At 66.9% G+C, this 18,781-nt stretch carries 14 protein-coding genes and 1 pseudogene; 4 read left to right on the top strand and 11 right to left on the bottom strand.

The window, feature by feature from the left end; translation table 11 throughout:
• The 4 genes from ON44_RS52400 to ON44_RS10095 all read right to left on the bottom strand — a co-directional run.
• Positions 1 to 2,617 (bottom strand): non-ribosomal peptide synthetase (locus ON44_RS52400; RefSeq protein ID WP_040688376.1); only part of this gene is annotated, 2,617 nt, incomplete at its 3' end.
• A 213-nt stretch (positions 2,618 to 2,830) separates the two neighbouring features.
• Positions 2,831 to 5,305, bottom strand: a complete 2,475-nt coding sequence (locus tag ON44_RS10105) for an FAD-dependent monooxygenase (RefSeq protein ID WP_040688369.1) — start codon at positions 5,303 to 5,305, stop codon at positions 2,831 to 2,833.
• A gap of 315 nt (positions 5,306 to 5,620) precedes the next feature.
• Entirely contained in the window at positions 5,621 to 6,910 is a 1,290-nt protein-coding gene (locus ON44_RS10100; protein ID WP_040688337.1) for a bifunctional RNase H/acid phosphatase, read from the bottom strand.
• An 82-nt stretch (positions 6,911 to 6,992) separates the two neighbouring features.
• A complete protein-coding gene (locus ON44_RS10095; RefSeq protein WP_040688335.1) occupies positions 6,993 to 7,730 on the bottom strand; it encodes a zinc ribbon domain-containing protein in 738 nt (245 codons plus the stop codon).
• A 219-nt stretch (positions 7,731 to 7,949) separates the two neighbouring features.
• Here ON44_RS10095 and ON44_RS50065 point away from each other — a divergent pair, with 219 nt between their 5' ends.
• Positions 7,950 to 8,105, top strand: a complete 156-nt coding sequence (locus ON44_RS50065) for a hypothetical protein (protein WP_157187096.1) — start codon at positions 7,950 to 7,952, stop codon at positions 8,103 to 8,105.
• A gap of 240 nt (positions 8,106 to 8,345) precedes the next feature.
• Here the strand turns inward: ON44_RS50065 and ON44_RS10090 are convergent, their stop codons facing one another.
• From ON44_RS10090 to cobC, 3 genes are all read right to left on the bottom strand, one after another.
• The gene (locus tag ON44_RS10090; protein ID WP_040688334.1) at positions 8,346 to 8,990 is read right to left on the bottom strand and encodes a hypothetical protein; all 645 of its coding nucleotides are present in this window, start codon (positions 8,988 to 8,990) and stop codon (positions 8,346 to 8,348) included.
• A gap of 104 nt (positions 8,991 to 9,094) precedes the next feature.
• Positions 9,095 to 10,216 carry a Nif3-like dinuclear metal center hexameric protein gene (locus tag ON44_RS10085; protein WP_040688332.1) on the bottom strand — a complete coding sequence of 374 codons (1,122 nt, stop codon included), beginning with the start codon at positions 10,214 to 10,216 and terminating at the stop codon, positions 9,095 to 9,097.
• A gap of 143 nt (positions 10,217 to 10,359) precedes the next feature.
• A complete protein-coding gene (gene cobC, locus ON44_RS10080; protein ID WP_051181842.1) occupies positions 10,360 to 11,424 on the bottom strand; it encodes an Rv2231c family histidinol phosphate aminotransferase CobC in 1,065 nt (354 codons plus the stop codon).
• 17 nt (positions 11,425 to 11,441) lie between these two features.
• On the opposite strand from cobC, the pseudogene ON44_RS10075 reads away from it, so the two are divergent.
• A pseudogene (locus ON44_RS10075) lies at positions 11,442 to 11,903 on the top strand (low molecular weight protein-tyrosine-phosphatase); the annotation flags it as partial.
• A 215-nt stretch (positions 11,904 to 12,118) separates the two neighbouring features.
• On the top strand, positions 12,119 to 12,979 hold the full coding sequence (locus tag ON44_RS10070) for an SURF1 family cytochrome oxidase biogenesis protein (RefSeq protein WP_040688327.1): 861 nt from the start codon (positions 12,119 to 12,121) through the stop codon (positions 12,977 to 12,979).
• Between the two features lie 184 nt (positions 12,980 to 13,163).
• On the opposite strand, the gene ON44_RS10065 is transcribed toward ON44_RS10070, so the two are convergent.
• A complete protein-coding gene (locus ON44_RS10065; RefSeq protein ID WP_040688326.1) occupies positions 13,164 to 14,081 on the bottom strand; it encodes a cobalamin biosynthesis protein in 918 nt (305 codons plus the stop codon).
• Positions 14,082 to 14,259: 178 nt separating this feature from the next.
• On the opposite strand from ON44_RS10065, the gene sigJ reads away from it, so the two are divergent.
• The gene (sigJ, locus tag ON44_RS10060; RefSeq protein ID WP_040688324.1) at positions 14,260 to 15,210 is read left to right on the top strand and encodes an RNA polymerase sigma factor SigJ; all 951 of its coding nucleotides are present in this window, start codon (positions 14,260 to 14,262) and stop codon (positions 15,208 to 15,210) included.
• 41 nt (positions 15,211 to 15,251) lie between these two features.
• Here the strand turns inward: sigJ and ON44_RS10055 are convergent, their stop codons facing one another.
• The 3 genes from ON44_RS10055 to ON44_RS10045 all read right to left on the bottom strand — a co-directional run bounded on the left by ON44_RS10055 (position 15,252) and on the right by ON44_RS10045 (position 18,777).
• The gene (locus ON44_RS10055; RefSeq protein ID WP_157187095.1) at positions 15,252 to 16,769 is read right to left on the bottom strand and encodes a serine hydrolase domain-containing protein; all 1,518 of its coding nucleotides are present in this window, start codon (positions 16,767 to 16,769) and stop codon (positions 15,252 to 15,254) included.
• A gap of 49 nt (positions 16,770 to 16,818) precedes the next feature.
• Complete coding sequence (gene ald / locus ON44_RS10050) at positions 16,819 to 17,934, bottom strand: alanine dehydrogenase (RefSeq protein WP_040688360.1); 1,116 nt, start codon at positions 17,932 to 17,934, stop codon at positions 16,819 to 16,821.
• 75 nt (positions 17,935 to 18,009) lie between these two features.
• The gene (locus ON44_RS10045) at positions 18,010 to 18,777 is read right to left on the bottom strand and encodes an MBL fold metallo-hydrolase (RefSeq protein ID WP_051181841.1); all 768 of its coding nucleotides are present in this window, start codon (positions 18,775 to 18,777) and stop codon (positions 18,010 to 18,012) included.
• Positions 18,778 to 18,781 lie beyond the last annotated feature (4 nt).

The following is an 18,781-nucleotide window of genomic DNA, read 5'->3' as shown; positions in this document are numbered from 1 at the left end:
GATCATCGAAACGGCCCAGATACTCCAGGGTGCCATCGGCCAGCCAACGCGCCAGGTCACCGGTGCGGTAGCGGCGACGGCCGGGCACGGTCAGATCGTCGACGAATGCGGCCGCGGTCAGGTCGGGGCGGCCGCGGTAGCCGCGCGCGAGGCCGACTCCGGCGATATTGAGCTCGCCGGGAACGCCGATGGGCATGCGGCGACCGGATTCGTCGAGCACCAGCAAGTCGATATTGTCGATCGGACGGCCGATGGGCACCAGATCCAGCGAATCCCTTTGCGGGCACTCGAAATACGAGACGTCCACGGTGGCCTCGGTGGGACCGTAGAGATTCACCAATTGGGGCGGCCGCTGAGCGACCGTGGCGAACGCGGCATGGAAGCGGCGGACCAGCGCGGGCGGCAGTGCCTCACCACTGCAGAACACCCGGCGCAGGCCCGCGATGCGCGGCACGATCGTACGATCGGCCTCCAGTTCGTCGACGAAGGCCGCCAGCATGGACGGCACGAAGTGCACGACGGTCACCGCATTCGTCTCGATGGCCTCGGCGATGCGGCGTGGATCGCGCTCACCGCCGACCTCGAGCAGCGCGACCTTGGCGCCGGTGATGGCCCACCAGAACAACTCCCACACCGAAACGTCGAAGGTGACGGGCGTCTTCTGCAGGATCACGTCATCGGCGAACAGCGGGTAGCGGCGCTGCATCCAGGTCAGCCGGTTGACCACCGAGCGGTGCTCGACCATCACACCCTTGGGCACACCGGTGGAACCCGAGGTGTAGATGAGATAGCTCAAATCGTGTGGGTGCGAGACGTTTTCGACGCTGCCCGGCACAGTGTCGGCCGCCGTGATACGGGTGATGCCGAGGGCTTGGTAGACCCGCGCATGCTCACTTCCAGCGACCACGAACCGCGCGTCGCAGTCCGCGAGAACCGTTTCGATACGCGCCGCCGGGTAATCCGGATCGAGCGGCACGTAAGCGCATCCGGCGCGCAGGATGCCGAGCACCGCGATGAGCATGTCGGTCGAACGGGGCAGAATCACCGGAATGCACTCGTTGCAGGTGGCACCGAGCTCATGCAGCCGGGCTGCGAAGCCGTCGACCAGACCGGCCAATCGGGCGTAGGTCAGTTCATTGGAGTCGGCGGGTACGACCGCCACCCGGTCCGGATGGGCGGCGGCCTTTTCGGTGAAGAGCCGATCAATGGTGGTGTAGGGGAATTCGATACGCGGACCAGCCTCGAACGCCGCGACTTCGGCACGCGCCTGCGCCGAAAGCAGCGGCAGCGCACCCACCGGGGTCTCCGGATTGTCCAGCGACGCGGTGACCATCTCGCCGACGCTGCGCAGCGCCGATCCGATCGGGAAGCTCGCGTCGAAAATGTCTGTGTCGTAGAACAACTGGAGGCTGAACGAGCCGTCCCGGCCATTTTCGGCAGTGACGATAGTGAGCGCGTTGGTCACCGAACCCGGATTGTGCACCGTCCATTTCGAGATCAGCTCGTGAACGTAATCGGCATCCGGCAGCTTCGTGTGGGAGAAGGCGACGTCGTACAGCGGCGGCGCGGCCGGATCCGGATTCAGCGCGCGGGTCAGTTCGCCGTACGGGAAGCGCTGATGCTTCTTGAGCTTTCGAATCTGCTGGGTCACCTGCTCCGCGATACGCGCGAGCGGCACGTCGCGATCGACGCGCACCGGCAGCGGAACGACATTGGCGCGGTGGCCCTGCGTGCGATAGGTCTCCGCCGAGTGCCGGTTCAGCATCGGTACGCCGATCACCACCTGATCGGTGCGGTGGATCGACGTGAGATACGAAGCCACCGCAGCGGTCAGATACGCGAAGACGGTGACACCTGTGGCGCGGACGCGGTCGAGGTACTTCCCCGAGATCATCGTGTTGTAGTGTCCGCGGGCGATTCTCGGCGAGCTGGTCCGGTTGGGGAACAAGGCGGGTTCGACGCCGTCGAGCGCGGCGAGCAGACCGTCGCGGTCCGCCGTGTACTGCTCGGAGGTCCGGTATGCCTCGTCGTCCTCGATGATCCGCCGATAGGTGGCCACGGAACGGTCGGTGTGCTCGTTGGCGGGCTCGGGCACCGCAAGCTGTTCGAGCGGAACGTCTTTCATCTTGTAGCTGGTATCGAGCGTGGCGATGACCGGATTCATGCCGTAGCCGTCGGCCAGCGCGTGATGGAACGATATGAACAGGAAGAACCGGTCCGGCCGGTCCACCACCGCGGCCAGCCGCGCGGGCCGATCCGGCCGCTCCGGCGCGCCGACCTCGCGCCACAGCCACTCCTGGGTCGCGACCTCGGGGTCCGGTACTCCGGTCAGGTCGACGACCTCGACCGGCGGAATCTCATTCGAAATCCATTGGCGGAATTCGCCGTTCTCGAAGGCGAAGCGCAATCGCAATGCCTCATCGCTCATCAGCGCGCGCTGCCAGCAGGCCTGCAGCCGCTCGATGTCCAGCGGCTCATCCATGCGCAGGCTATAGGTCTGCTGCGCAACGGGTTCCGGCGCCAGCCGGAATGCCAGGCCGAGTACGTCGCGCTGATATGCGCTGACCGGCCACGCTTCGATTGGTCTTGCGGGATTTGCGCTGGTTTCCGACGTCACAGTCACTCCTATCGCGACAGTCGCGGCACAGACCGTGCGCGAACTGTCCAGGACCCACCCCTGACGACGCCGAAACGCATAGCTGTTACCACTTGTATCCAGTTTTCGGATAGCGCGAATTACCGGCATCGACCTCGATGCCGGGATTCGCCCTCGTTTATGGGTGCTGACCATTTCGAGCGACCTGCACGCAGTCGCTACGGCCAGCCGCTGTCAGATCACCGACAGCAGTGCGCGCACACTCTCGTCGGCAAGACGTTGGGCACGCGCACGCGACACCGCGGGCTCGACATAGCCGATGTTGAACGACAATTCGCCATGCGTGGCATTGGCGGTGGCCATGATGAAGCCGCTCACCGACATGCCCGAGACGAATTGCGCGCCCGCGAGCTGCCACGCGCCGATCTTGTCCGGGAACGCATAGCGCCCCAGATATGTCATACACAGGTGACCTGGACCGCGGGTGTCCATCAGCTTGACCGTGGATGCACTGGCGGCCACCGATTTCGGTGCGGCCACCTTCAGCAGGCTCATGGCCGCGAGATGGTCGCGGCGGTCCATTCTTGCGCCGTACTCGCGCTCGATTTCGCCGGCGATCTGCCACAGCGAGGACCACGGTGCGTACTTCGCCGGGGTCGCGATCATGCCCTGGTAGGTCCCGACCTCGGTATCACCGACCGCGCCGTCGAGGTGGCCGCGGAAGTTCACCGAACTGCCGACGGTGTACCAGGATTCGGTGTAGGTGTCCGACTCGCGGGCCGCCGCGATGAGCAGCGCCGCCGAGAGCGCGGCCTGCAGGCCGACGCCTCTGCGCGCACAGCCTGCGGTCAATGCGTCGAGTTGATCGGCATCCAGGCTGCGGTGCACGACCCGGCTGCGTCGCCGTGACGGCGCTGCGAGTTCGGTCGGTTCGAGTCGGCGCGGCCGCTTCAGCTGCGACTTCTGGTCGCGCAGCAGCGATCCCACGGTGCGGCCGAAGCCCTTGGCGCCCTGGAACTTCGCCGGGAACAGTTCCTCTGGACCCGGCCGGACCGGTGCGGGCTCGAGATCACTGCCCTCGCCCGCGGCGACCTGCAGCACCTGCTTGGCCACCGACATCGCGCTCTCGCCGTCGGCGATCGCATAGTGCAGGGTGACGATCAGATCGCTGCTCTCACCGGTCGCATCCGTGATGAGCACGGCGCGCGCGAGCGGACCGGAGTGCCAGTCGAATGGTTCGCGCAATTCGACCTCGTCGACCTCGGTCAACCAGGCATCCGGATCGGCGGATTCGACCACACGCAGCGGAATCGGCGTTGGCACCGGCACGAAACGCGGTGCGATGCCGTCGGGTTCGGCTGCCACCGCGACACCGAGCAGCGGATGTCGGTGCTGCACTTCGTCCAAGCCGGTACGCACCTGCTCCGCGGTAATCGAGCCGTGCACCCGCACCCGGGCCAGAATATGCAGCGGCGCAAGCTGATCCGCGATCCAATGCCAGCGCTCCACCGGAGACAGCTGGCGCGGCAGCCGCGCGGTCGGCCCCTCCAGCGGTGGGAACGACATCGGCTTGCCCAACTCGCGCAGGAAGAATTCAGTGGGTGCGTGCCGGAAGTAGGTGTCACGCACCTTCACCAGCTTGGGATCGGTCGTCTGCTCGATCTTGCCGAGCGACCACGAGCCGTTCACGAACATGGCGGTGCGCTCGGCGCGCACCTGCTCGTAACGCCGCAGGCCCGCAACAGGATCCAGCGAAGTCTTCAGCGTGTGGGCGAGTACGACCGCGTCCTCGATGGCAGAGTTGGCGCCCTGGCCCAGGCTGGGCAGCATGGGATGTGCGGCATCACCGAGCAGGGTGACCCGGCCGCGGCCCCAGCCGTCCAGCGGCGGACGGTCCTGGCAGGGCACGGCGAGCACATCGGCCCATTCGGTCTGATCGATGCAGGCGCGCACCTCCGGCGCCCAGTCGGCATAGAGCCGCCGCAGATCTTCCTTGGTGCCCTGCCAATCGGCGGCCTCGTCGCCCGGCATGGTCATCGTCCCCCACCAGTACACCCGGCCGTGGCCGATGTCGTGGATGCCGAAACGCATTCCGGTGCCCCAATAGTGGGCCGAGTAGCCGCGCGGCACGGCGGGATGTTCGAACGGGATACAAGCCAACCAGGCGACAAAATTGCCGGGGCGCGGTTCGGCGCGGCCGTGCAATTGGGCGCGCACCACGGAGTGGATGCCGTCGGCGCCGATCAGCAGATCGCCCTCGGCGATGCGGCCGTCGGCGAATTCGACGCGCACGTGCTCACCGTCGTCTACGAACCGAGTCGCTTGTGCGCCAACATGAGTCGGGGTGTCGCCGATCGCGCGCAGCAAGATCGCGTGCAGATCCCTGCGGTGCAGGGCAACGCTCGATGCGCCGAGCCGGTCGTCTTGGCGGTGTACCGGAAGCACTCGGATGGGCGTGCCGTCCGGATTGTTGAAGCGGAAGGTCTCGACCTTGCCGCCGCGCTCGAACAGTTCCTCCTCGATGCCGAGGCCGATTGCACGCAGCGCCTTGATCCCATTGGCCTGCACCGAAAGTCCGAATCCCTGGCCACGCAGCTCGGGAGCGGCCTCATAGAGTTCGACCGCGAAGCCCGCCTGTCGCAATGCGGCGGCGGTGGTGAGCCCTCCGATCCCCGCACCGAGCACGATAACCTTGATCGGACTACTCATTCGAACCTGCGCTTCCATCGAATCACTCGACCGCACAGGACTACTTCATCGTTCGAAGCGACCACCGAGCAACGCTGCTCGTCAGCTCTCATCCCCCCGAGCAGCACTGTTCGAAGACCTTCGTTATCCCCGACCAGACAGGCGGGGCGGGATGCCTGTGCCTGACCGACCCGAAGCCTACCGCTATAACCGTGTCTGAAACGTTACCGTGTGAGATTCAACCCAAAGGGGTCGTTTCGACAGGCCGAATCCATTGCGATGCGCCATAATTCGCGGTTCGCGGAAAATCTACGGGTTGGTCCGATGCCCAATTCCTCAGAGGTAGGACGTGTCGTTGACCAACCGAACCGACGAGCCACCGTCCGGATAGAACTCCGCGATCGAGAGCGACGCCAGATCCAAATGCAGGCGATACAGCAGCGACGGACCGACGCCGAGCGCCAACTGCAGCAAGGTCTTGATGGGGGTCACATGGCTGACCACCACGATGTTCTGGCCGGGATACCGGGCGAGCAGATCGCGCCGTGCCGCCTCGACTCGTTCGCGCACCTGATCGAAACTCTCGCCGTTCGGCGCGGGAGTCGAGGGATCACCGAGCCAGCGGGCGTGCAGTTGCGGATCTCGTTGTGCTGCTTCCTGGAAGGTGAGACCCTCCCATTCGCCGAAGTCGGTTTCGGTGAGGCCGTCGAGCACGCGCACCGGAATATCGAGTGCGGTCGCGGCGGCTTCGGCGGTCTCCCGGGCGCGGCCGAGCGGGGAGGTGATAACCGCGGCGATGCCCCCCTTCGCGGCGAGCATTTTCGCGGCGCGGGCGGCCTGTTCACGGCCGAGGTCGGTCAGGGGTGGGTTGCCGCGGCCGGAATAGCGGCGCTCTATCGAGAGGGCGGTTTGGCCGTGGCGCAGCAGAAGCAAGCGAGTCGGACGGCCGGTCGCACCGGTCCAGGCGGGTGCATTTTCGGCGGCGGTCGGCGGCTTGCGTTCGGCGGCTTCGGTATTCGATGCGGTCGACTGCGTATCCCGGACCTCGTCGATCCAACTCGGCAGGTGCTCTTCGACGCCGCGCGCTGAGGTCTGCGGTTCGTCGGTCCAGCCGAGCAACTGTTCTTCGGCCTCACGCGCCTCTTCCGCCAAGGTGGCCGCGGCCGCGCCCGCATCGAGTAACTGCCGCTCGGCGGCGTGCACCTCGCCGATCAGCGTGGCGTCATCCATCGCCTCGTTCGCCAGCCGGTCGGCATGTGAGTTCTCGGCGCGCGGAATCCAGGTGAACGTCACGCTGTCGAATCCGGCGACGAGCCTGCGTGCCCGGTCGGCCAGCGGAATCATGGACGCGTGCTTGACCTTCCAGCGTCCGGACATCTGCTCGACCACGAGCTTGGAATCCATGCGCACCGACACCACGCGCGCGCCCAACTCCGCCGCTGCCTCCAAACCCGCGATGAGCCCGCGGTATTCAGCGACATTATTGGTGGTGATACCGACGTATTCCCTGCGCTCGGCGAGAATTCGGATGTGATCGGCATCGAAGACGACCGCGCCGTAACCGGCCGGGCCCGGATTGCCCCGGGAACCGCCATCGGCTTCGACGATCACCTCGCGCTCGGTCATTGTTCCCCTCGTCCTCTTCGACAGCCGACCATCCGTCGCTGGGAGCGGACCGACGCGAGTACTGATACCCGCACCGGAAACCTCACAAACCCGACTCTTTGGTGCGCACCAGGATCGCACCGCATTCCGGACACCGCATGATCACATCCGGCGCGCTCTTGGCGATCCGCGCGATCTCACCGCGGTCCAGTTCGATCCGGCAGGCGCCGCACCGGCGGGCCTGCAGCAGCGCGGCACCGACCCCGTGCTGGGTGCGCTGCCGGTCATAGATGCTCAGCAGATCATCCGGGAACAGCGCGAGCAGATCCTTGCGATCGGAATCGCAACGGCCCTGTGCCACATCGAGATCCGCCAGCGCCTCATCGCGCAGGCGCTGCGCATCGGCCAGTTCCTGCTCGGTCTTGCTGAGCCGGGCACCCGCGTGATCATGATCGGATGCCGACGCCTCGCGACGCTCCATCACCTCGAGCAGCTCGTCCTCCAGCACCGAACGGCGGCGCTCCAGGCTGCCCAGCTCGTGCTGGATTTCCGAAAGCTGTTTGGCGCCCACCGAACCGGCGGTCAACATGCCGCGGTCGCGCTCCTCGCGTTTGCGCACCGCGTCGACCTCGCCCTCCAGCTTGCGGATATCGCGGTCGAGATCGTCGAGCATGATCTCGACCGCCACCGCCGCATCCTTGTGCGCATTCCGCTCGCCCTCGAGCCGCGCGACCTCCTGCTGCTCGGGCAGCACGGTGCGCCGATGCGCGATCCGCGTCAGTTCGGCGTCGACGGCGGCGAGCTGGAGCAGCTTGGCCTGGACAGGTGGTTCGACATTCAACGCGGACAAACTCCTGGACGCTGTGGACGGATGGGGGCACGCGAGGTGGCGATGCCAGTCTTCAACCGTACCCCGGATGGTTGGTGATCCGGTCCGGGCCACGGCTGATAGCTGGGAAGTGCGTAGAACCGAGGCGGGGATCGGAGCGTCATACAGTAGCGGCGGGGAGGATTCCGACGCCTATTCGCCGAACGCCCATACGCCGAGAACTGTGCGAGCGTGCTCGCTGAGCAGGGCATGTTCGAGGCCTGGCTCGGTTCGGGCGTCACCGACGACATCGACCAGTACTGGACGGGCAGGGCCGCCAATTCCGCGATGGCGGCCACCCTGTCCTATCGACCGTCGACGGCCACATCCCCGGCAACAGTGTGCTGAAGCTCGGCAAACACCGCGCCAACGGGCCGCCGCGCACGCTCGGAACCTGATGACCGAGATCTACCAGCCGGGTGTGACCGCGGTCGACCAGCGCACCACGATCCTGCCGGAGCCGTCAACCCGGTCTTCAAGGACGAGCCCGCCGTCCCCGGCATCGAAGAATGGCCCTACCGGCGGAGGCGGCGGCTGCAATCTCGTATCGACGCGATCAGCCGATCGCGACGGTGGTAGCTCGAACAATCAGCTGCCGGGGGCGCGGGTTTTGATGGCGTCGCGGGAGATGAAGACGTCGTAGGTGCCGGGGGTGGCGATCACGGCGTTGCCGTAGGCGGAGCGCACGAAGGGGTCGGTCCACCATTTGTGGTTGCGCATATCGTTGAAGAAGTCCTGGTCGTCGCCGTTGACGAAGATCTGGTTCTGGGTGGTGGCGACGCCGTCGAGACGTTGGCCGTACAGGCGGGTGACCTTGTAGCCGGAGTGGAAGCCGAGGGCATTCACCCAGGGCTCCAATTCGACGATATTGGCCTGCAGCACCCACAGGTCACCCTCGACCTGATATTTCTCGTGCTTGTCGGGATGGTGCTCGTCGCCGTAGAGGGTGAGGTCGACCTCGAGCCGGTGGTCTTGGCCCGCAACCTGATTTACCACCACGTGCGCGGCCTTGACCTCCCCGCTCAGTCCGAGGAATGTCTGCACGAGCGTGATCACCCACAGCAGCAGTACCGCGACAACCAGCAGCGCCAGTCCGCCCGCGCCGCGCCCGAGCAAAACCCGCAATCCGACCTTGCGCACCATGACGAGCGCCGATATCAGCAACGCGACCGCGACCAGGATGATCAGCATCAGACCGATCTGCACGATCCCGAAGTCCACCGGGTAGTTCATGCGGTAGTTGTACCCCGAGCGGGCACGTCAACTCACCTGAACCACATACCAAGTCCGGCAACACGCCCCGAACACGCCGTCGCACTGGCTGGTTCGGTATCGGATTACGGGGCGGCGATCGTCCAGGGGTCGGTGCGCAGGGTGGAGATGCGGGTTTCGAGGTCGGGCAGGGCGGTTCGAACTGCTGTCTGCGCCTGTGCGCACCAAGGGAATTCGGTGGCCCAGTGGGCGGCATCGATCACTGCGGGGCCGCCGCTGCGCAGGTGTTCGTCGACCGGATGGTGGCGCAGGTCGGAGGTGACGTAGGCGTCGACACCGAGGCGGGCGACCGTATTCAGATAGGAGTCGCCCGCGCCGCCGCACACTGCGACGGTCTGGATCATGCGGTCCGGGTCACCGGCCGCACGGACGCCCCAGGCGGTAACGGGCAACGCGGCGGCAACCCGAGAGGTGAACTCGCGCAAGGACTCCGGTTCGAGCAGGGTGCCGACTCGACCGATGCCGAGCCCGGATGGCAACGCCGCACGCTCGGTGACGTGATAGGCGGGATCCTCGTACGGATGGGCCGACCGCAGCGCTGCCAGCACGGCGGTGCGCGCCGCGGGCGGTGCGATCACTTCGAGGCGGTCCTCGTCGACCTGCTGCAACTCCCCGATCGCGCCGATCGCCGGATTCGCCCCTGCCACCGGACGAAACTGCCCGACTCCCGGCACCCGCAAAGCGCAGTCCCGATAGGCTCCGCTGCCACCGGCACCGGCCGCGAACAGCGCCGCCAGCACGGCATCGGCATGCGAACGCGGCACCTGGACCACCCAATTGTCCACGGCGGCTCGCGGTTTCGAATCCAAAGGTCCGGTGACGGTGAGTCCGATCGCGTCGGCCAGCGCATCGGAAACTCCCGGATCAGCGGAGTCCGCATTTGTATGCGCCGCGAACAACGCACACCCGGACCGGATGAGCCGATGTAGCAGCGCACCTTTGGGCGTATCGGCCGCGATCGTGTCGACGCCGCGCAACAGCAGCGGATGGTGCACCACCAAAGCCTGCGCCCGCCAATCGATCGCCTCATCCACCACGGCGGCAGTGGCATCCACCGCGAACAGCACCCGAGTCACCTCATCACCCGGGTCACCGCACACCAACCCCACCGAATCCCACGACTCCGCCAACTTCGGCGGATATGCCGTGTCGAGCACCCCGATGAGATCCGCCAGCGTCGTCACCATCCGCCTACCTCCATATCCCGATTTCCGCCCGCACCAAGATCACCTGCCGATATCTGACGGCCCGGGACCAGCACCCGATCCGGTCCGCTCGCACCGCGCCCGCACGGGGCGGACATACCGAAGGACAACCCGTCCGGGCGACATCAAACCCCTGCCGCACGGATTCCGGCTACCAACCGATCGACCTCGGCGCGACCGCGGACCGCGACGCGCAGATAATCCGCTCCGAGGCCCGGGAAGGTGTCTGCGCGGCGGACCGCAATTCCCTGGTCTGCCATGTGCTTTCGCAGGAGCTCACCGTCCGGCACGCGCAGCAGCAGGAATGGCCCGGCGGCCGGTGTGTGGACGTGTATGCCGACAGCGGTCAGTCGTTCGATCATCGAGTCGCGTTCGGCGGCGATCGTGTGTGCGCGCTGTTGTGCCGCGGCGACCGCATCCGGCGCGGCGGTCGCGATGATCGCTTCCAGTTGCAGCGTGCCGAGCGGCCAGTGTGCGCGGCCGCGATTCAGGCGGCCAAGCAGTTGGGGTGCGCCGAGGAAGTAGCCGCAGCGCAGACCTGCCAGGGCCCAGGTTTTGGTGAGGCTGCGCAAGACGAGGATGTCCGGTCCGGCCGCAGCGGCCAGTGACTGCGGTTCGCCGGGAATCGCATCGGCGAAGGCCTCGTCGACGACGATGATGCGCCCCGGTCGGCGCAGCGCACGGATGGTGTCGGCGGGGTGCAGGACCGAGGTCGGATTGGTCGGGTTGCCGAGCACTACCAGGTCGGCCGCGGTGGGGACGAGCGCCGGATCGAGGGTGTACGGCGGCTCGAGTACGACGCGGGTCACCGGGATACCGGCCTCGCGCAGCGCCAGTTCGGGCTCGGTGAACGAGGGGTGCAGCACCGCGGCCAGTCGCGGTGCGAGTCGGGGCAGCATCGCGAAACCCTCGGCCGCGCCCGTCAGCAGCAACACTTCGTCGGTGCTGCGGCCGTGGCGGGCCGCCACCGCGGCGCGTGCGGCGAGTTCGTCGGCCACGCTCGGGTATCTGCCGAGGTCGTCGAGTCGCGCGGCCAGTCGGTTTCGCAGCCAGCCCGGCGGCGCACTGCCCTGCACATTCACCGCGAAATCGAGCATGCCGGGACGCGCATCGACGTCACCGTGATGACGCAATCTCGCGTGATCGACACTGTCCGCTGACACGAGAAAACACCCTACGTGGCGGTCCATCGGGACGACCGGCCAGAATGGCTGTCGTGGGTGAGTTGCACGTGTCGTTCGTCTGTACCGGCAACATTTGTCGATCGCCGATGGCGGAGAAGATGTTCGCGGTACACCTGTACCGCGAGGGGCTCGCCGACCGCGTGCGGGTCAGCAGCGCGGGCACCGACGGCTGGCATGCCGGACAGGACGCCGACGCCCGCACCAATGCCACCCTGCGCCGCCACGGCTATCCGACCGGCCACGTCGCCGCGAAATTCGGCAGCCAACACCGCGATGCCGACCTGCTGGTCGCCCTCGACTCCGGCCACGAACGCCGCCTCGCCACCCTCGGCATCCCATCCGATCGCCGCCGCCTACTCCGCAGCTTCGACCCCGCTGCCGACGCCATCGACGTCCCCGACCCGTACTACGGCGACACCGCCGACTTCGACCTGGTCCACGACCAGATCGCGGCCGCCATCCCTGGGCTGTTGGACTGGGTTCGTGCCACCCTCGCCACACGCACCGGCGACACGGGCCAAGCCGCGGACCCTGGCGATGCCAGCCGCGCGGCCCACACTGACGCATCCGCCCGCGGCCTGACAGTCGACGCATCCCGAGACGTCGTCGCATCCACGGACGACTCCCTCGCTGTCGAAGTACCCGGCCACAAATCGGACCAATCAGTCTCTTACGAACCTGTCCCCGACGGACGCCTGTGATGCGCCGACTGACCTTCCTGCTGCGCCCGAGCTGGCTGATCCTGGCTGTGCTCGTGGCGGCCTTCGCCTACCTGTGCTTCACCGTGCTCGCACCGTGGCAGCTCGGCAAGAACACCACCACCTCGCACCGCAACCAACTGATCGCCGATTCGGTGGACGCCGCCCCGATCGATATCGCCACCGTCGTGGACAACCAGAGCACCGATTCGCACGCCGAATGGCGACGTGTCACGGCGACCGGCAGTTATATGCCGAACTCGACCGTGCTGGTTCGTCTGCGCCACCTCGACGGCGCGCCCGGCTACTCGGTGCTGGCCACCTTCAAACTCGACGACGGCCGCATCCTGCTCATCGATCGCGGTCTCGTCGCGGCCGTAGACGGTTCCCGCCCACCGCAGATTCCGGACCCGCCCGCCGGGCCGCAGAAGATCGAGGCGCGAATCCGGATGTCCGAGGGCGTCACCCCCGGTAAGGACCCGATGGTCCAGGACGGCTACCGCCAGGTGTATTCGGTGGACACCACACAGGAGATGACCGTCCTGCAGGAGCCCCTGACCGCCATTCCCACCGGCGAACGCGGCGGCTACCTGCAGCTCAGCGAAAACCAGCCCGGCGCTTTCACCCCCACCCCCCTCCCACAACTCGACGCGGGCCCCTACCTCTCCTACGGCCTGCAATGGCTGGCCTTCGGCATCATGGCTCCCCTCGGCCTCGGCTACTTCATCTACGCCGAGATCCGCGAGCGCCGCAAGGAAAAGGCCAAGGCCACCCCGCAGCCGACCCCGGCCGAAACGCCAACTCCCGCACCCGTATCCACCAACGAGCAGCGCCTTGCCGACCGCTACGGCGGAAATCGCTGACACCCAGCGCTCACGAGGTTGCCGCACGCACGCGGATCCTCACACTGCCGGACGAGTGAACTGCGCGGGCCCACCGAAGCGTGAATATCGGCCTGGAATCTGTTCATCCGATAACGGGTCCGAGCATGCAATTTCATATCCGTGCCAGATGTTTGTGGAAGTGCACGCCCAACCGTGAGCGGAGTCAGCGGCGCAGGACAGACCAGAGCGCGGCGGTCACGACTGCGCCCAACTGGACCGCCTCCGACATGCGTACGGCGCGACGGAGATCCGCGACCTGAGGTGCCGGGCCGTCCCCCAGGGTAGGACGCAGTTCGGTGCCGTAACGGTACTGGGTCCGGCCGCCGAGGCGGACGCCGAGCGCGCCGGCCATGGTGGCCTCGACGACACCGGCATTCGGGCTGGGATGTTCGGCCGCGTCTCGACGCCAGGCGCGCAGTGCGTCGGCTGGGTGACCGCCTATCGCAGGGGCCAAAGCAGCGGTGAGCATGCCGGTGATGCGCGCCGGTACCAGATTGGCCAGATCGTCGACGCGAGCCGCGGCCCAGCCGAAGCGGAGGTACCGCTCGTTGCGGTAGCCGATCATCGCGTCCAATGTGTTGATCGCGCGATACCCGAGCAATCCGGGTGTCCCGGCGACCGCGCCCCACAGCAGCGGCGCGACCGTCGCGTCCGAGGTGTTCTCGGCAATGGATTCCAATGCGGCACGAGCCAATCCGTCCGCATCGAGCACCTCCGGATCCCGCCCGCACAGCGAAGGCAGCAGCGCCCGTGCACCCGCCACATCACCGGACTCGAGCCGGTCGGCCATCTCCCGTCCGGCGCGCACCAGACTGCGCCCGCCGAGCACCGTCCACGTCGCCAGCGCGGTCGCGACTACCCCACCCCGCCGCAGCCCGAACCCGAACGCCGTTGTCGCACCGACCAACACCAGTTCGTGCACCGCCCCCGCCGAACGCCGATCGGCATAGGTCACCCGCTCGAGCGCACTTGCCGCCGCACCGAATCCGGCCACCGGATGCCACCGCCGTGGATCACCGAAAACGCGGTCGAGCGCGAACCCGAGCACCAGCCCGACCGCCGTGGAAGTCCCCGTTTGCACCCGGCGAGGGTAGCCGGTTGCCTTAACGGCTGCTCACGCTGGCGCGTTCCCTGCCCGAGCAACCCGCCGGCGCACCCAAGGAATCCGAAATGTCACACTCGCTAACCCTGCGTCGTCATCAGGATGACGACGCATAAACTCGCCCCTGACGGGGCCGTACGACCGAACGGCGAGACCAGTGACTGCAGACCAGCCTTCCTCCGAACCCATCGACCAGGCCGAGTTGGCTCGGCGTTTCGAGGAGCACCGGCCGTATCTGCGCAGGCTCGCCTACAGCACGCTCGGCAGTCTGACCGATGCCGACGATGTGGTGCAGGAGGCATGGCTGCGGCTGCAGCGTCAGTACGAGGCCGGGACCGCAGGCGAGATCGAGAATCTGCGGGCCTGGCTCTCCACGGTCACCGGGCGGCTGGCCCTCGATCAGCTCGGTTCGGCGCGCGCCCGGCGCGAGCAGTATGTCGGTGAATGGTTACCGGAGCCCGAGGTCACCACCTGGGACGATCCGGCCGACCGGATCACGCAGGACGAGCGCGTCACCACGGCGCTGCTGGTCGTACTGGAATCCCTCTCGCCCGCCGAGCGCACCGCATTCGTGCTGCAGGATGTGTTCGGTATGAGCGGTCCCGAGGTCGCCGAGGTCGTCGGGCGTACACCTGCGGCCGTGCGGCAGCTCGCCTCGCGCGCACGCAAGCGCGTCGAGGACGGCACTCCCCGCTTCCCCGCCTCGCCCGACGAACAGGAGAAGGTCGTCTCGGCCTTCGCGGTCGCCTGGCGCTCGGGTGATCTGAGCGCGCTGCTCGGCGTGCTCGATACCAATGTCAGCCTGACCGCCGACGGCGGCGGCAAGGTGCCCGCCATCCGCCAGCCCGTGCGCGGCGCCGAACTCATCGCGAAGATGCTGCTCGGCTGGTACCACGCGCCGTCCGCGGCGGGCGCATGGGGCCGCGCGGTCCTGGTCAACGGCGCGCCCGGTCTGGTCGTCTTCGACGGCACCCACACCGGCGTCTTCTCCTTCACCATCGACAACGGCCGCATCGTCGCCATCAATGTCGTCCGCAACCCGGACAAGTTGCACGACCTCCCCACCGAAGGCGCCCCCGACTGGTACCTCGGCCCGAACGCCGAATAACCCACGCGGCCCGCACATTTCGATGTGCGGGCCGCTGCCGGCTAGGCGGGCGCTCGGTCCACGGGCGCTTCTCGCTCGACATCGGTCCCGGATCGATTGCGCCGCGATATGACGAGCCACACACCGCGAGCGAGAAGGACACCCGCGCCCGCCAACGCGGCAATGCCGAGAAATACCACGAGACCAGGCCAAACGTAGGTCACCTGGAGGAAAGTCGGGGCCCGGCCGCGGAAGACCAGACCCGCGAGCTGTGGTAGCGCGAAGAGGATCGGGATCGGGGCGAGATACGGCAGTTGGCGCAGGGCGATCAGCCAGCTGGACCGGGTGCTCTGCCTGGTGCGATCGACCCAGCGGCGCGATCGCACCAGGCAGAGCACACCGAGAGCGAGAGTCGCGAGCGTCAGCAGTGCCATACCCCAGTCGGCGTAGATGCCCCACGGGCGGTGCACATCCGGTGACTCGCCCCGGGTCAGCTCGACCAAGCCTTGCGCGATGACTCTGGGATCGTCCTCGAGCGCCAAGCCGGTATCGGCTATGACAGCGATCCCGTAGCCGGTGTCGGGCACCAGGACCTGCGCGGCGGTGTAGGTGAACCAGTCACCGTAGTGCACGATCTGATCGGATTGTTCGCGCTGCCAACCCATTCCGTATTCGTCGTCACCGACTCCCGAGGGTGTGTGCATCTCGGTCACCGCCGCCGCGGACACCACCCGGTGCCCGTCCGGTGCCACGCCACCGTTGTTCTGGGTGATCAGCCACGCGGCCAGATCGGCGGCCGTGGTGATAACACCGTGGCTACCGCCGACGAACCAATCAGGCTCGGCAACCGGTATCGCGAGGCCGTATACCCGAATGTATCCGTGCGTCACATCCTCGGCGGCGCGCGGCGAATTCACCGTCGTGCTGTCGCGCATCCCGATGGGCCCGAATACATTTCGCCGCATATATTCCGCGAACGGTTCCCCGCTGACCACCTCTACCAGCCGAGCGGCCACCTGGTAGTTCGGGTTGTGATAATGGAATTCCGTCCCCGGATCGGCGGCAAGTTTCGCCGCATGTAGTCGAGCGACCGCCCCGGCCAGCGAATCCGCCTGTGGCCGCCGCAGGTCGGGAAATGCGGTATCCGACATTCCGGACGTCTGATTCAACAACTCCCGCACGGTGATCCGATCACCGCGCGAATCGGCCAACCGAAAGTCGTCGAGGTACTCACGCACCGGCGCGTCGAGCCGCACCCTGCCCGCATCGACCAACTGCATCACGGCCAACGCCGTCATGGACTTGCTCACCGAGGCGATCGGCATGCGCGACGTCGCGCTGATCGCCGCACCGCTCGAATCGTGACCGTACCCCGCGACATACACCACCCGATCCCCATGGGTAATGGCGATCGAAGCCCCCGGCAACCGTGTCCGGGAAAGGTATTCGGACATATACCGATCCACCGCCGCCGGATCGACGCCCTCCGCCGCCGGTGCCGCAACCGCAGTGCCGACCGAAGGCAACAGCACCAGCAGCAATGCGATCACCACTACCCGCCGGAGGTATTCCGCAGTCACCGCTTTCGCCCTTCTCATCGCGCGTCCGCGGAACCACCATCGCACCACGTCAGCCCGCCAACCCAACCGGCTCGGGCATCGAATATCCGTGCGCCGCCGCAACCTCTGCCGAAAACAACCGCCCTTTATCCGCGGTGACCCCGTGCGCGAGATCGGGATGCACCGTGCACGCCTCCCGCCACCCGTGGTCGGCGATCGCCCGCACATACGGCAGAGTGGCATTGGTGAGCGCCACGGTCGCGGTGTGCGGGACCGCACCCGGCATATTCGCCACACAGTAGTACAGCGAATCAGCCACGCGGAATGTGGGATTCGCATGCGTCGTCGGATGTGAACCGGCGAAGCACCCGCCCTGATCGATGGCGATATCCACCAGCACCGATCCTGGCCGCATACCGCGAACCAGTTCCTCGGACACCAGCTTCGGCGCCCGCGCGCCAGGCACCAGCACCGAACCGATGACGAGATCCGCCGCCAGCACAGCCCGTTCGACCTCGACCGTATTCGAGGCCACCGTCGAGATGCGCCCTTCGAACCGCGCGTCGAGCTCGCGCAGTCGCGTCAAATTCGTATCCAGCACAGTGACTTTCGCGCCCATCCCGGCCGCGACGGTGGCCGCGTTCGTCCCCGCGACACCGCCGCCGAGCACCACCACATCGGCCGGAAGCACACCAGGTACCCCACCGAGCAATAGCCCGGCACCGCCGAGCGGCGCCATCAGGTGATACGCGCCGACCTGTGGGCCGAGCTTGCCCGCGACCTCGCTCATCGGCGCGAGCAGCGGTAGCGACCCGTCCGCCGCCCGCACCGTCTCATAGGCGATCGCGGTGATTCCGGACCGCAGAATCGCATCGGTGCACTCGCGCGACGCGGCCAGATGCAGATAGGTGAACAGCACCTGCTCCCGCCGCAGCCGCGGATACTCCAGGGCCATCGGCTCCTTGACCTTCAGAACCAACTCGCCCTCCCACCACACCTGCTCGGCGGCGGGCACCATCCGAGCACCGGCGGCGACATAATCCGCATCCGAAAATCCGGACCCCACCCCCGCACCGGCCTGGATCAGCACTTCGTGCCCGTGCCGCACCAGTTCCCCGGCACCGGCCGGGGTCAGTGCCACTCGAAACTCCTGCTCCTTGACCTCCCGCGGAACTGCGATCCTCATATCGCCATCGTGGACCACCAATGGTCCCGGCGCCATCAACGCCGCGCTGAGCGCCCGCCGGTTTTCCGAGGGCACTCACACAGTGAACGTCTCACCCAGCTTCGGAATGCGAAGCTGCTCGCCCCGCCCGGCGTACCCGAAATTCCGCTCCAAGCGCTCGAGCGTCTCACTGAAATGCGCCCATCCCTCGGCATGCACCGGCACGATCACCGCATCACCCAACGCCTCGGCGGCCTGCACCGCGGTACGGGCGTTCAGGGTGAGATCGATATCGCCGAACCGGCCGACATTCGCGGCACCGGCGAACAGAATCGCGATATCGATCCGGCCGATCCGCGCCACGATCTGCTCGACGACCTCGACCGAGGCATTGTCACCCGATACGTACACGGTCGGCAGCCCCTCGGCCTGCAATACGAACCCGGTGACCACGCCGGTCTGCGACTCACACCCCTCGGGCCCGTGCAGTGCGGGCACCGCCGTCACGCGCACCTCACCCAACGTGACGGTCTCCCAATTCGCCAGTCCCCGAACACCTTCGATGCGATCGGCGGCATCCGGCGTCGACAAGACGGTCGGTACTGTCGAGAGGAATTCACGGCCGGAGTGATCCAAATTGTCGTCGTGCTGGTCGTGCGACAGCAACACGACGTCCACCGGACCCACCTGGTCCACCGAAACAGCAGGGCCGGTGAGCTTGTGCAGCGTGATCGGGCCGGGGTAGTCACCCGGAGCGTCGAAGGTGGGATCGGTCAGCCACGTCAGGGTGCCGTACCGGAAGCGCAGGGTGGGCCCGCCGATATGCAGGGCTTCGATGGTGGTGCGTGCAATCGTCTCGGTCATGGGA

The organism is Nocardia vinacea NBRC 16497 (assembly GCF_000308835.1).
Taxonomy (GTDB): domain Bacteria; phylum Actinomycetota; class Actinomycetes; order Mycobacteriales; family Mycobacteriaceae; genus Nocardia; species Nocardia vinacea.
The sequence above is the reverse complement of the archived record's forward strand: the minus strand, read 5'-3'. Positions and strand labels throughout refer to the sequence as shown.

Excerpts from the sequence above, each read along its gene's own strand:
- ON44_RS10105 (WP_040688369.1), bottom strand. The coding sequence starts at position 5,305 with ATGAGTAGTCCGATCAAGGTTATCGTGCTCGGTGCGGGGATCGGAGGG.
- ON44_RS10100 (WP_040688337.1), bottom strand. The coding sequence starts at position 6,910 with ATGACCGAGCGCGAGGTGATCGTCGAAGCCGATGGCGGTTCCCGGGGC.
- ON44_RS10090 (WP_040688334.1), bottom strand. The coding sequence starts at position 8,990 with ATGAACTACCCGGTGGACTTCGGGATCGTGCAGATCGGTCTGATGCTG.
- ON44_RS10085 (WP_040688332.1), bottom strand. The coding sequence starts at position 10,216 with ATGGTGACGACGCTGGCGGATCTCATCGGGGTGCTCGACACGGCATAT.
- cobC (WP_051181842.1), bottom strand. The coding sequence starts at position 11,424 with ATGGACCGCCACGTAGGGTGTTTTCTCGTGTCAGCGGACAGTGTCGAT.
- ON44_RS10070 (WP_040688327.1), top strand. The coding sequence starts at position 12,119 with ATGCGCCGACTGACCTTCCTGCTGCGCCCGAGCTGGCTGATCCTGGCT.
- ald (WP_040688360.1), bottom strand. The coding sequence starts at position 17,934 with ATGAGGATCGCAGTTCCGCGGGAGGTCAAGGAGCAGGAGTTTCGAGTG.
- ON44_RS10045 (WP_051181841.1), bottom strand. The coding sequence starts at position 18,777 with ATGACCGAGACGATTGCACGCACCACCATCGAAGCCCTGCATATCGGC.